11 protein-coding genes are annotated in these 13817 nt (G+C 65.6%); 8 read left to right on the top strand and 3 right to left on the bottom strand.

Annotation, left to right across the window (positions count from 1 at the left end; all coding sequences use genetic code 11):
• Position 1 precedes the first annotated feature (1 nt).
• Positions 2 to 931, top strand: coding sequence for a 4-phosphopantoate--beta-alanine ligase (locus tag AC07YR_RS11640; RefSeq protein ID WP_494734016.1), 930 nt, complete (start codon positions 2 to 4; stop codon positions 929 to 931).
• A 102-nt stretch (positions 932 to 1033) separates the two neighbouring features.
• Positions 1034 to 2527 carry a DHA2 family efflux MFS transporter permease subunit gene (locus AC07YR_RS11635; protein ID WP_494734015.1) on the top strand — a complete coding sequence of 498 codons (1494 nt, stop codon included), beginning with the start codon at positions 1034 to 1036 and terminating at the stop codon, positions 2525 to 2527.
• A 101-nt stretch (positions 2528 to 2628) separates the two neighbouring features.
• Here AC07YR_RS11635 and AC07YR_RS11630 read toward each other — a convergent pair whose 3' ends face one another.
• The 3 genes from AC07YR_RS11630 to AC07YR_RS11620 form a co-directional block, all read right to left on the bottom strand.
• Positions 2629 to 3465, bottom strand: coding sequence for an alpha/beta fold hydrolase (locus AC07YR_RS11630; protein WP_436056330.1), 837 nt, complete (start codon positions 3463 to 3465; stop codon positions 2629 to 2631).
• A 61-nt stretch (positions 3466 to 3526) separates the two neighbouring features.
• Complete coding sequence (locus AC07YR_RS11625) at positions 3527 to 4411, bottom strand: alpha/beta fold hydrolase (protein WP_436056331.1); 885 nt, start codon at positions 4409 to 4411, stop codon at positions 3527 to 3529.
• Positions 4408 to 5355 carry an alpha/beta fold hydrolase gene (locus tag AC07YR_RS11620; RefSeq protein ID WP_494734014.1) on the bottom strand — a complete coding sequence of 316 codons (948 nt, stop codon included), beginning with the start codon at positions 5353 to 5355 and terminating at the stop codon, positions 4408 to 4410. The genes AC07YR_RS11625 and AC07YR_RS11620 overlap by 4 nt, the downstream gene beginning before the upstream one ends.
• Before the next feature lie 102 nt (positions 5356 to 5457).
• Between AC07YR_RS11620 and lysS the strand changes: the two genes are divergently transcribed.
• The 6 genes from lysS (at position 5458) to AC07YR_RS11590 (ending at position 13464) form a co-directional block, all read left to right on the top strand.
• Positions 5458 to 6990, top strand: coding sequence for a lysine--tRNA ligase (lysS, locus tag AC07YR_RS11615; RefSeq protein WP_055801911.1), 1533 nt, complete (start codon positions 5458 to 5460; stop codon positions 6988 to 6990).
• Between the two features lie 2 nt (positions 6991 to 6992).
• Positions 6993 to 7205 carry a hypothetical protein gene (locus AC07YR_RS11610; protein WP_055801908.1) on the top strand — a complete coding sequence of 71 codons (213 nt, stop codon included), beginning with the start codon at positions 6993 to 6995 and terminating at the stop codon, positions 7203 to 7205.
• A 136-nt stretch (positions 7206 to 7341) separates the two neighbouring features.
• The gene (locus AC07YR_RS11605) at positions 7342 to 7668 is read left to right on the top strand and encodes a histone-like nucleoid-structuring protein Lsr2 (RefSeq protein ID WP_028270336.1); all 327 of its coding nucleotides are present in this window, start codon (positions 7342 to 7344) and stop codon (positions 7666 to 7668) included.
• A gap of 393 nt (positions 7669 to 8061) precedes the next feature.
• A complete protein-coding gene (locus AC07YR_RS11600; protein WP_436056334.1) occupies positions 8062 to 10554 on the top strand; it encodes an ATP-dependent Clp protease ATP-binding subunit in 2493 nt (830 codons plus the stop codon).
• 248 nt (positions 10555 to 10802) lie between these two features.
• Positions 10803 to 12923, top strand: coding sequence for a S9 family peptidase (locus tag AC07YR_RS11595; RefSeq protein ID WP_494734013.1), 2121 nt, complete (start codon positions 10803 to 10805; stop codon positions 12921 to 12923).
• Positions 12924 to 12945: 22 nt separating this feature from the next.
• Positions 12946 to 13464, top strand: a complete 519-nt coding sequence (locus AC07YR_RS11590) for an amino-acid N-acetyltransferase (protein ID WP_371745950.1) — start codon at positions 12946 to 12948, stop codon at positions 13462 to 13464.
• Positions 13465 to 13817 lie beyond the last annotated feature (353 nt).

Here is a 13817-nt window from a genome sequence, read left to right as displayed (position 1 = left end):
CTTGGCGATCAAACTCGTGACCACGGCGGCGCAGCTGCGCGCCGAAAGCGCCCGGCTGCTGACGGAGAAACAGGGTTCGTCACAGGGCTTCGTTCCCACGATGGGCGCCCTGCACGAAGGCCACGCGAGGCTGGCGCGCACCGCCGTCGAACAAAACGACGTTGTAGTGGCCAGCATCTTCGTCAATCCGCTGCAGTTCGGCGAGGCCGTGGACTTGGACCGGTACCCCCGGACCCTTGAAGCGGACATGGAACTCCTGGACGCCGAGGGCGTGGACCTGGTGTTCGCGCCGTCCGTGGACGAGGTCTACCCCGGCGGCGAGCCCCTCGTCCGCGTGACGGCAGGACGGCTGGCCGAGAAATGGGAGGGCGCGTCCCGCCCCGGCCACTTCGACGGCGCACTCACGGTGGTGGCCAAGCTGCTGCACTACGGGATCCCGGGGACAGGGCTGCCCGGCGGAGGCGCGTTCGTGACCGGCGCCGGCGCGGGCCTGCCCGCGTACCGCGCCTACTTCGGCCAGAAGGACGCCCAGCAGCTGGCGCTGGTGCGTCGCATGGTGGCGGACCTGAACTTCCCCGTGGAGATCGTGGCCGTGCCCACCGTCCGTTCCGCTGACGGCCTGGCCCTGAGCAGCCGGAACAGGTTCCTGTCCGCGGAGGAACGCGGCGCAGCCCTGGTCCTCTCCCGGGCGCTGCGGCTCCTCGAAGAGCGGGCCAACGCCCACGAACCGCTCGACCTGGAATCCGCCCAGGCCCTGGTGGAATCGCAGCCCCTGGTGGGACTGGACTATTTCGACGTGGTGGACCCGGACACGCTCGAACCCCTGGCCGAGAACTGCAAGGAGACACCGTTCCGCGGCGAAGGCCTGGCCATCATCGCGGCGAAGGTGGGCCCGGTCCGGCTGATTGACAACGTGCCCCTCAGCTCCTGAACTTTTTTCCAATGACGGGAATTACCCCGGCGGATACACTGTTGGAATCTGCAGCGACGAAGCTCGCCGGAAACCACTTCACATCTCCCTGAGGGAATCCCCATGTCTACAGACGTCTCTTCCAACGCCCACGGCGACCCCGTGGCCCCCGCATCGCCAGCGTCTGAGACGGCAACGGCGACCGGCCCGGTCAAGATGTCCCGCGAGTCCGTCACCATCATCGTCACCCTGCTGGTTGCCACCTTCGTGGTCATCCTCAACGAGACCATCATGAACGTCGCCCTCCAGCGGCTCATGGTGGACCTTGGCGTCGACGCCCCTACGGTGCAGTGGCTGTCCACGGGCTTTATGCTCACGATGGCCGTGGTCATCCCCACCACCGGATTCATCCTGCAGCGGCTGTCCACCAGGGCCGTCTTCATGCTGGCCATGGGGCTGTTTTCGGGCGGCACCCTGCTGGCGGCGCTTGCTCCGGGATTCGAAGTCCTCTTGCTGGCCCGCATCGTGCAGGCCGGCGGCACGGCCATCATGCTTCCGCTGCTGATGACCACCATCCTGACGCTCGTGCCCATCGAACGGCGCGGTGCCGTCATGGGCAACGTGAGCATCGCCATTTCGGTGGCCCCGGCCATGGGCCCCACAGTGTCCGGGCTGATCCTCGAGCACTTCACGTGGCGCTTCATGTTCGTGTTCGTGCTGCCGATCGCTCTGGCAGCCTTCGCCATTGGAGCCCGCTACCTCACCAACATCGGCGAATCCGAGAAGACCCGGCTGGACATCCTGTCCGTGCTGCTGACTGTGCCTGCCTTCGGCGGCCTGGTGTACGGGCTTAGCCAGGTCGGCGGGGGCCACGGCGGGCAAAGCGGCCCCGGAACGACAGCCCTGGCTGCGCTGGCAATCGGCCTGGTGGCCATGACGGCGTTCGTCTTCCGCCAGCTGAAGCTGCAGAAATCCGACGGCCCGCTGCTGGACCTGCGCGCATTCAACTTCCGCATGTTCACCGTGTCCGTGCTGCTCCTGGTGGTGGCCATGATCGCCCTGTTCGGTGCCGTCATCCTGCTCCCGCTGTACCTTCAGGAAATCCGTGGGCTGAAGTCCTTGGAGACCGGTCTGGCGCTCCTGCCCGGCGGCCTGGCCATGGGCCTCTTGGGCCCGTTCATCGGCCGCCTTTTCGACAAGGTGGGCCCCCTTCCCCTGACCGTCACAGGATCCGTCATGATGGTGCTGTCCCTGTGGCAGTTCTCCATGCTGAATGCCGAAACAGCCGTCTGGTGGATTGTGGCGCTGCACGTGGTCCTCAGCCTCGGCCTGGCGCTCCTGTTCACCCCTGCGTTCACCACCGGACTCAACCCGCTGCCGCCGCACCTCTACTCGCACGGTTCAGCCATTATGAGCACCCTGCAGCAGGTTGCCGGTGCCGCCGGAACCGCGCTCCTGGTGTCGATCTACGCGGTCGTGTCCGCAGGATCGGGCATCGTCGCGGGCATGCACGCAGCGTTCCTGACTGCGGCAATCATCGCCGTCGCCGCCGTCGTGCTTTCCGCCATGATGCGCAAGACCGCCGGTGCGGAACACCCGGTGCCGGCAGCGCACTAGCCCAACCTTCAAGCGCGAAGACTTAAGCGCGAACGGACACTTGAGGCCCCCGTTCCGAGGGCCTCAAGTGTCCGTTCGCGCTTGCCGCAGGGAACCCGGGGTCAGCCGGCGAAGAATTCGCTGAGTTCGGTGATCAGCTTGTCCGGGGCGCGGTTGACGCCGTCGTGGCCGGAGCCGGGCAGGATGGTGTAGCTCGACCCGGACAGGACGTCGTGGATCTGGCCGCACGCGATGCCGAAGTAGGCGGGGCTCTTTTCGCCCACAATAATGAGGGTCTCCAGCGGCAGGGCCAGGAACGGCTCGGCCGGCATGTCCGCCGCGATGATCGCCTTGATCTCCCGCACCCCGGTCTTCATCAGCTCGCGCTGCTGCTTGCCGATTGGTGTCCCGGCAATGAGCTTGTTGGCCAACGTCAGCATCGAGAGCGGCATCCGTGAGGACAGGGCCCCTCCCGTTTCGAGTCCCCTGACCAGCACGGCGAGGGCGCGGTCGTCGTCGCCGGCAGCGGTGGCGCGTTCGTATTCGGCAATCCAGTCAGCCTTCACGCTGTGGTTGACGGAGACGGCGGGATCGTAGACTGCGAGCCGTTCCACCGGCAGCGTGCGGGCGGCGTGGAGTGCCACGGCGCCGCCGAAGCTGTGGCCGAAGACGTCCGTGCTGGACGTGTGCCGCATCACGGCATCCAGGTCGCGGATGTCCACGTCCAGGGTGTAATCCTCGGGCTGCGGTGACGATTCACCCCGGCCGCGCCGATTGAACGTGTGCACTGGCCGGCCCAGCGAGGCACTCAGTTTCTGGGCAAAGCGCGTGTAGTCCGCGGCGGTGACCATGGAAGCCTGAACGACGACGACGCCCGAGCCCGCCGAAGCCAGCTCGGCCCCCGTGGTGTAAAGCTCCAGCGTTCCGCCGTCGGGTGTTTTGATGTTCTCGCGCGTCATGTTCCGAGCCTACCCGGGGCGGCCGGAACCGCGCAGCAGCTTCGGCCCGGCACGCAGTGCGTCAGCCCTTGTAATACGCGGAGATGTCCTCAACCAGTTCCTTGACGGCCGCAGGAATGGAGGCATGGACGCACTTGGGTGAAACCTGGAGGGCGCTGCCGGGCACGGCACGGTGCAGCAGTTCCGCCGTTACCTTGTAGTACCGGGGGCTCTTGGCTCCCACCATGAAACGCGTGTTCGGCGGTAGGACGGAGAAGTCGCGGACGTGGTCGGCCTCGTCGAACACCGCCTTCAGCTCGCCCACCCCGCTGGGCATGAGCTCCTTGAAGAGACGGTTCACCTTGGTCCGCGATACCAGCGCCATCAGCCCGGCGAGGACCGGCTCCGGAATCCTGGCCAGCGCCGCGTTTGGCTGCATGCCCTTCTTGAGCTTGGCCAGGGCGTGCGGGACGTTTCCCTCGTTGACTGAGCGTTCGAAACCGTCCAGCCAGGAGGTATCCACGCTGCCGTCGATGTTGACTGCGGCGTCATAGACCGCAAGCTTGTCCGGCTGGTGGGCGGTGCCGATGAACTCCTGCACCGCGTTGAGCGCCACGGAGCCGCCCAGGCTGTGGCCGAACAGGTTGCGGGCGCCGGTGGCATCCATGATGGTCCGGACGTCGGCAATCTCGGTGGCCATGGAGTAGTCCGCCGGCTGCGGCGTGGAATCCCCGCGGCCGCGCCGGTCATAGACGTCCACCGCCCAGCCGTCGCCGAGGCCCTTGGACAGTGCCTCGGAAAACGGCCGGTAGATCGATGCAGTGAGGAAGGCTCCGCCGATCACCACCACACGGCGCTCGCCGGGGGCATCGACGGTTCCGTAGCTGTACACAGCCAGCCGTCCGCCGTCGTGCGTGGGGATGACCTGCTGTTTGGCTGTTCCCTCACGGGCGCGGGTTTCCTTCACCGGCCCATCCTAAAACGGTTACCCAGGGGAATCCCGGCGGCGCGGAGGCGCGGGAGCCGCAGCGCGGCGTCGTCGGCCAGGAACCGCGCGGTGGTGAGGGCCAGTCGCGCCCCCGGACGGAGCGGGCCTTCGTGCAGCTGCCCGGGTACAAGGGCGAAGTCGATCGCTGGGACTGCCGCTGCGAGCTGCCGGCCTGTTTCGGCGAAGTACGCCGGGCTCCAGCCGCCACTCAGCATCAGGGTGGGGGTGGTGACGCCGGCGAAATCCCCAAGTTCGGCGTCGGCCTGGAGCACCGCCCGCATTTCGACGACGGCGGTGGGCAGCAGTTGCCGCATTTCCGCGCCGAGGCGGGTCCGGGCCGACAGGATGCTGAGCATGCGCAGGGCCCCGAGCGGGAGTTTCGACACCGGCCCGGCGGTTTCCAGGCCCTGGACAAGGTGCGCCCACGCCTGGTCGAGCTGCCCGGCCGCCATGGAGTGCTCCAGTTCCGGCCGCCACCGGCGGCTGAGGCTGCCGGACAGGGAAACCGCGGCGTCGTAGGTCACGAGCCGCCGGATGGGCTCCGTCCTGGCGGCCTGCAGTGCCACGAAGCCGCCGTAACTGTGGGCCACGACGTCGGCGGCCCCGGTTGCCCGCATGACGGCACGGAGGTCGCTGACCTCCGTCGCGGCCGAATAGTCTTCCCGCTGCTCCGAGGAACCTGCCCGGCCGCGGCGGTTGTACGTGTGCACCGGCCGCCGCAGCAGGCGTGCGATCTTCAGCGCGAACGGCCGGTACAGCGCGTCGGTCACCAGGGTTCCGTGAATTACGACGACGCCGGGTTGCGCCGCGCCGTCCGCTGCGGGAGGTGCCGGGACGGCAAGTGCGGTGGAGGGAGCAGGACTGAAGGAGTGCACCTGAAGGTGGCCTTCGCCGTCGTCCGTCCTGATCGTCCGAGTTTCCACAGCCCCGAGTCTATGCCCCGCTCTTCGATGCGCTCCCGCGGGAGGGGGGATCGAAGTGTGGTCGGAAAACATGCCGGAGAACTCCCGGTAAACTTAGGGATTGTGACTTCCCAAAACACCCCCACCCCGACCAATGCTGCCGAACCGGCGGACGCCAGCGAGCAGATGCGCATCCGCATGGAGAAGCGCGCCAAGCTGATTGAACGCGGCGTCGAGGCCTACCCGGTGGGTGTTGAACGCACGCATTCCCTGAGCGAAATCCGGGAGAAGTACGCGCACCTCCAGGCCGACGAGACCACCGGGGACACCGTGGGCGTCACCGGCCGCATCGTCTTCATCCGCAACACGGGCAAGCTGTGCTTCGCCACGCTCCAGGAAGGCGGCACGGACGGCAAGGGCACCCGCCTCCAGGCCATGCTGAGCCTCGCCAACGTTGGCGAAGAAGCACTGGCTGAATGGAAGGCCCTGGTTGATCTGGGCGACCACGTCTTCATCAAGGGCGAGGTCATTTCCTCCCGCCGCGGCGAGCTGTCCGTGATGGCCGATTCGTGGTCCATGGCGTCCAAGGCGCTGCGCCCGCTGCCGGTGCTGCACGCCGGCCTGAACGAGGAAACCCGCGTCCGCCAGCGCTACGTGGACCTGATGGTCCGGGACGAGGCCCGCGAAATGGTGTACACCCGCGCGGCGATCACCCGCTCCATCCGGGAAAGCCTGCACCGCCGCAACTACGTCGAGGTGGAAACCCCGATGCTGCAGCTGGTCCACGGCGGCGCCCTGGCCCGGCCGTTCGAGACCCACATGAACGCCTTCGACCAGAAGATGACCCTCCGCATCGCCACCGAGCTGTACCTCAAGCGCGCCGTGGTGGGCGGCATCGACCGCGTCTACGACATGGGACGGGTGTTCCGTAACGAAGGCGTGGACTCCACGCACAGCCCGGAATTCACCACGCTGGAATGCTACGAAGCCTGGGCCGACCAGTTCGTCATGGCGGACCGCATCAAGGAGATCATCCTCGATGCCGCCGACGCCGCCGGTGTGGGCCGCACCCTCCAGACCGAAGCGGGGGAGATCAACCTCGACGGGGAATGGAAGTGGCTGGCTGTCTACCCCGGACTTTCCGACGCCGTGGGCCAGGAAATCACGCCGGACACCACTGTGGAGGAACTGCGGGCTGTTGCGGCCAAGCACGAGGTCAAGGTGGATCCCAAGTGGGATGCCGAAAAGCTGGCCGTTGAACTGTTCGGCGAAATCGTGGAACCCACGCTGCTGAACCCCACCTTCGTGTACGACTACCCGCCCTCCGCGCAGCCGCTCGCACGCCAGCACCGCGACGACGACCGCCTGATCGAGGCCTGGGACCTCATCATCGGCGGCATGGAGCGCGGCACGGCCTTCTCCGAGCTCATCGACCCCGTGATCCAGCGGGAGCGCCTCACCGAACAGTCCATGCACGCAGCGGCCGGTGATGTCGAGGCCATGCAGCTGGATGAGGATTTCCTCCGCGCGCTGGAGTATGGCGCTCCGCCCATGGGCGGCATCGGGCTGGGCATCGACCGCCTGGTGATGCTGTTCACCGGCGCAGGCATCCGCGAGACGATCCTCTTCCCGCTGCTGAAGCCCGAAGGGCACTGACCGTGGAGTACGTTGCAGTCCTCCTGCCGTCCCTTGTGGTCGGGTTGCTGTTCTGGTTCGCCATGAAGTCGATCTTCAACGCCGATAAGTCGGAGCGCCAGGCAGAAGCGCGCGCCCAGGCCGAGGCGGACGCCCGCGCGGCTGAAACCAATCACGGACCCAATGGCGCGCCGAATACCGGGACGAATGCCGGCAACGGGAACGGCACAAACTAATACTCCCTGTATATTCCTGCCCACCATTCACAGGAACCTTTTGGCGCTTTGACGCGTTGCCATAAACCGGGGGATACTTTTTACAGATACATCCTGCTTTTCTGCATACCCGTCCTTTCCAAAAGAGAGAATTTATATGGCACAGAAAGTAAAAATCATCCTTGTCGATGATCTGGATGGGGGAACCGCGGACGAAACTGTCCGATTTGGCCTTGACGGCGTCAGTTACGAAATTGACCTGTCGGGTGCCAATGCTGCAGAACTCCGCTCCTCCTTGGAGCGGTTTGTTTCAAGCGCCCGCAAGACGTCCACCGGCCGCGCCACCCGCACCAAGGTCTCAGGCGGCAGGAACCAGGACTCTGCACAGATTCGCCAGTGGGCCAGGGAGAACGGTTACGCGGTTAACAGCCGCGGCCGCATCCAGGCTGAAATTCAGGAAGCCTACCAGAAGGCAAATTCCTAGCACTGCCGCAGTTTTGCGTGGAAAATCAATGCCCCTGCCAATCGGCGGGGGCATTGATTTTTGAATACCAGTGCCCGCCGGCGAAGCTGCTCGGGTAAAGCGGTACCCGCTATTCCGGGGATATTGCGGCCGGGAACAAGGCAGTTGCAAGCCAGGGGCGAGTTCCGCGTTCAAGTTCGGGGCGGCCGAGCTGCAATAGGAGTCGTGGAAGTGTCGGGATTCCGGACTGAAAACAAAGCCAATAGGCACGGAGTTCGGGGGCTCCTGCGGTCTTGATGACCTGCGCTGTCAACCCGGGACGGCGACCCCGGGTTTCCCCTGTGGCGAACACGCTCCACAAGTCCGGGTCTGCCACGTAGCATCAAAGTACGTCGTAGCTAGGAGTGTGGCGAAATGTTTGAGCGATTTACGGACCGTGCCCGTCGCGTAGTTGTGCTTGCCCAAGAAGAGGCACGCATGCTGAACCACAATTATATCGGTACCGAACACATCCTCTTGGGTCTGATCCATGAGGGTGAGGGCGTTGCCGCCAAAGCTCTGGAGTCCTTGAGCATTTCGCTCGACGGCGTACGCGAGCAGGTGCAGGAGATTATCGGCCAGGGCCAGCAGGCCCCGTCCGGCCACATCCCCTTCACCCCGCGCGCCAAGAAGGTGCTGGAGCTCTCGCTCCGCGAAGCCCTTCAGCTGGGCCATAACTACATCGGCACGGAGCACATCCTGCTGGGGCTCATCCGCGAGGGTGAAGGTGTGGCTGCCCAGGTGCTCGTGAAGCTCGGAGCGGACCTCAACCGCGTCCGCCAGCAGGTGATCCAGCTGCTCTCGGGCTACCAGGGCAAGGAGACCACCGGCGCAGGCGTCGGCACCGGCCAGCCGGAGGGAACTCCTGCAGGTTCCGTGGTCCTGGACCAGTTCGGCCGCAACCTGACCCAGGCTGCGCGCGAGAACAAGCTGGACCCGGTCATCGGGCGCGAACAGGAAATGGAACGCGTCATGCAGGTCCTTTCCCGGCGCACCAAGAACAACCCCGTCCTCATCGGCGAACCCGGTGTCGGCAAGACCGCCGTCGTCGAAGGACTCGCCCAGGCGATCGTCCGCGGGGACGTCCCGGAGACCATCAAAGACAAGCAGCTCTACACCCTGGACCTTGGGTCCCTGGTGGCAGGCTCCCGCTACCGCGGTGACTTCGAAGAGCGCCTGAAGAAGGTCCTCAAGGAGATCCGCACCCGCGGCGACATCATCCTCTTCATCGACGAGATCCACACCCTGGTGGGTGCGGGTGCCGCCGAAGGCGCCATCGATGCCGCGTCCATCCTGAAGCCCATGCTGGCACGAGGCGAGCTCCAGACCATCGGTGCCACCACGCTGGATGAATACCGCAAGCACATCGAAAAGGATGCCGCGCTTGAGCGCCGCTTCCAGCCGATCCAGGTCAAGGAGCCTTCGGTGGCGCACGCCATCGAGATCCTCAAGGGCCTGCGCGACCGCTACGAGGCGCACCACCGCGTGACCATCACCGACGGCGCCCTCGCCTCGGCAGCCAACCTGTCCGAACGCTACATCTCGGACCGCTTCCTGCCGGACAAGGCCATCGACCTCATCGATGAAGCCGGCGCACGCCTGCGCATCCGCCGCATGACAGCCCCGCCGGAGCTCAAGGCCATGGACGAGCGCATCGCCGAACTCAAGATGGAGAAGGAGTCCGCGATTGACGCGCAGGACTTCGAAGGTGCCGCCTCGCTGCGCGACAAGGAGCAGAAGCTCATTGCCGAGCGTGCCGAGAAGGAACGCCACTGGAAGACCGGCGGCATGGACGACATCTCCGAGGTGGATGAGGATCTCATCGCCGAGGTGCTGGCGAACTCCACCGGCATTCCCGTCTTCAAGCTGACCGAGGAAGAGTCCTCGCGCCTGCTGAAGATGGAAGGCGAACTGCACAAGCGCGTGGTCGGCCAGGACGAGGCCATCAAGGCCCTGTCCCAGGCAATCCGCCGCACCCGTGCAGGCCTGAAGGACCCCAAGCGTCCGGGCGGTTCGTTCATCTTCGCCGGGCCCACCGGCGTCGGCAAGACCGAGCTCGCCAAGGCCCTCGCCGAATTCCTGTTCGGTGAAGAGGATGCCCTCATCACGCTGGACATGTCCGAATACTCCGAGAAGCACACGGTGTCGCGCCTCTTCGGTGCCCCTCCCGGATACGTCGGCTACGAAGAAGGCGGACAGCTGACCGAAAAGGTCCGCCGCCGTCCGTTCTCCGTGGTGCTGTTCGACGAAGTGGAAAAGGCCCACGCGGACCTCTTCAACTCACTGCTGCAGATTCTGGAAGACGGCCGCTTGACCGACTCCCAGGGCCGCGTGGTGGACTTCAAGAACACCGTGATCATCATGACCACCAACCTTGGAACGCGGGACATTTCCAAGAGCGTTGCCACCGGCTTCCAGTCCGGCACGGACACGCAGACCGGCTACAACCGGATGCGCGCCCGCGTCACCGAGGAGCTCAAGCAGCACTTCCGCCCCGAGTTCCTGAACCGTGTTGACGACGTTGTGGTGTTCCCGCAGCTGACCCAGGACGAGATCATCGAGATCGTGGACCTGTTCGTCGGCCGCCTCGAAAAGCGCCTCAAGGACAAGGACATGGGCATCGAGCTCACCAAGGCTGCCAAGGTGCTCCTGGCCACCCGCGGCTACGATCCCGCCATGGGTGCACGGCCGCTGCGCCGCACCATCCAGCGCGAGATCGAAGACCAGCTGTCCGAAAAGATCCTCTTCGGAGAGATCCACGCGGGCGACATCGTAGTGGTGGATGTGGACGGCGAAGGCGACGACGCCAAGTTCACGTTCGAAGGAAACGCCAAGCCGCGCATCCCGGAAATCGCTCCGAGCGTCTAAGCATTACCGCCAAGGCCCGTCAGCTCCCGAAAGGAGTCGGCGGGCCTTTGCGTTGTCTCTCGGATCCGCCTCACGTGGCTGGGTCCGGCGCCGACCCTCGCCTCCAGCTCGGCGCCGGCAAATGTCTCGGCCGACGGCGCCAAGCCAACCCCGCGCCCTTAGGCCCATGAAGCGAAGGAGGTGGCCGTAGCGTTTCGCCGGTAGTGAAGTGGTTGTGACGGAAAGCACAGCTCGGGTTGAATCTCTTTATGGCTTCCCAAGACTCAGCGATCCTGAGCGAACAACCGGCGACCCCTTTCCACGACATTGACCACTATCTCGCCATACCCCGCGTGAGCGGCCTGGCGCTGAGCCCGGACGGAAAGCGCCTGGTGACCACTGTCGCCACGCTCAACTCCAAGGGCACCGAGTACGTCACCGCCCTGTGGGAACTGGACCCCGCGGGTGAGAGGCACGCCCGGCGGATCACACGCAGCGCCAAGGGCGAGGCGGGAGCTGCCTTTGCCTCCACGGGGGATCTCTACTTCACGTCGGCTCGCCCCGATCCCGAGAGCCCCGACGATGAACCTGTCAGTGCCCTCTGGCAGCTGCCCGCCGACGGCGGCGAGGCCCGGGTGGTCCTTTCGCGGGCCGGCGGGATCGGCCAGGTGATGTCGGCCCGGGATACCGGAGCCACGTTCGTCACGGCGTCCGTCCTGGCGGGTTCCGCCGACGAGGAGGCGGACGAAGCGCGGCGCAAGAGCCGCAAGGACAACAAAGTGTCCGCGATCCTCCACAGCGGTTACCCCGTGCGCTACTGGGATGCAGACCTGGGCCCGGACCAGCCGCGAATTTTCGCTGTCGAGCCGGGGGAGGAGAAGGAGCGCGGCAAACCTGCGACGGTTGACGCCGCCGCGCCGCTGAAACTCCGGAACCTGACGCCGGACGCGGCAGGACTACTGCGCAACGCAGATTCGGTGGTCAGCCCGGACGGCAGGACGATCTACACAAGCTTCGACAAACCCCTCGCCAAGGCCGATTCGCGCTCCATCCTGGTAGCCATTGACGTGGCCACAGCGACGCATAGGGTCCTGCTGGACCGCGAAGGCATGAGCTACTTTGCGGGGCCGGTAAGCCCTGACAACCGCACCCTGGTGGTGATGAGCGAATCCGACACCACTCCCTTCGAGGCTCCGCAGGTCAAGCTCCATCTGCTGGACGTCAGTGCGCCGGGGGATTCGGAGGCGACCCTCCGGCCGCTTGCCCGCGACTGGGACCGCTGGGCCATCAAGGCGGCGTGGTTGCCGGACGGCTCCGCCCTCCTGGTGACGGCCGACGACGACGGCGCGTCGCCGGTTTTCCGGATCGCCGTAACGGCGCCTGCCGCTGAAGGGAGTGTCACCCGGGTGACCCGGGACGCCGCCGCCTACACCGACGTCGTGGTTTTCCCGGACGGGCGGAGCGCCTACGCGCTGCGGAGTTCGTACGAATTTCCGCCCGAGGCGGTCCGGATCGACCTGGCGAGCGGGGACGTCACCCGCCTTCAGGCTCCGGCTGAGCGCCCGAATATCCAGGCTTCCCTGGAGCGCATTGATGCGACCGCCGCCGACGGTACGCGGGTGCCTGCCTACCTGGCCCTGCCGGACGGCGCCTCCGCGCAGGAACCGGTGCCGCTGCTGCTCTGGATCCACGGCGGACCCCTGGGTTCGTGGAACGCGTGGACGTGGCGCTGGAACCCGTGGCTGCTGGTGGCCAAGGGCTACGCCGTGCTCCTGCCGGATCCGGCCCTGTCCACCGGCTATGGGCAGTCCTACATCCAGCGCGGCTGGGGTGAATGGGGCAAGGCGCCCTTCACGGACCTCATGGAGATTACGGACGCTGTCGGGGAGCGCCCCGACATTGACGCCGGCCGGACTGCTGCCATGGGCGGCTCGTTCGGCGGCTACATGGCGAACTGGGTGGCGGGCCAGACAGACCGTTTCGACGCCATCGTTACCCACGCAAGCCTGTGGGCGCTGGACCAGTTCGGCCCCACCACTGACGCGTCGCAGTATTGCCTGAAGGAAATGACGGCCGAGATGGCCATGGCTAACTCGCCTCACCTGCACGTCGAGAAAATCAGCACGCCCATGCTGGTGATCCACGGCGACAAGGACTACCGCGTGCCCATCGGCGAAGGCCTGCGGCTCTGGTACGAACTGCTGTCCAAATCGCAGCTGGCAGCGGACAGCAACGGCCGGACGCCACACCGTTTCCTGTACTACCCGGACGAAAACCACTGGATCCTGCAGCCGCAGCACGCCAAGGTCTGGTACGGGGTCGTCGAGCACTTCCTGGCGAAGAACGTGCTGGGCCGCGACCTGCCGTTGCCGCCGGAACTGGGGCTCTAGCCGGACCGGGTGCAGCCGTAAGATGGGGGCTGTGACTGAGACCTTCCGCATCCGCCCTGCCCGCACCAGCGATGTAGCTGCCATCAAGCGCCTGGTGGCTCCGCTGGCGGACAAGAGGATCCTGATGGCCAAGGAGACGGTGGCCTATTACGAAAGCCTGCAGGAGTTCAGGATCGCGGAGTCGGCCGACGGCGAGGTGATCGGCTGCGGCGCCCTGCACGTCATGTGGGAGGACCTCGCCGAGGTTCGAACCCTGGCGGCCTCGGACGCGTGGCGGGGCAAGGGCGTGGGCCACGTCCTGGTGGAAAGCCTGCTGGAAGAGGCAAAGGCATTGGGCGTCTCGCGCGTGTTCTGCCTGACGTTCGAGGTGGATTTCTTCAAGAAGCACGGCTTCGACGTCATGGCTGACCAGACGGCCGTTGACCCTGTCGTCTATTCCGAGCTGCTGCGCTCGCATGACGAAGGGGTGGCGGAATTCCTGGACCTTGCCCGGGTGAAGCCGAACACCCTGGGCAACACCCGGATGATCAAGGCCCTCTAGCCTGTCCCGGCACCGCCCATAATGTCGTATTTCTAAACTCTTCCCATATATCGAATCGATGTATAAAATTAATCACGCCTGCCAGTACCACCAGAATCCCGAAACCACTTCAGAGGACAGAAATGCGCGAACACGCCATTTTTCCGGATTTTTCGGCGTTTCAAATGGACCTGCCGACAGTACTGACTCGAAGGGATCCCCTGAGTCAGCCCAGTGAGTCGTCGGCATTCCACATAGGCGCCGCGGCGTGGCCGGATTTCCTCCCGGCCTCCTGGGGGAAGCGCTGAGCCCGGCCGGGGGACACAAGCCTGGAAGGGGAAGGGACAGTCTATTGGGGGCTGTCCCTTTCTTTT

The organism is Arthrobacter sp. GW460-12-1-14-TSB2, assembly GCF_059423525.1.
Note: the sequence above shows the minus strand (reverse complement) of the source record. Positions and strands in the feature narration are given on the sequence as shown.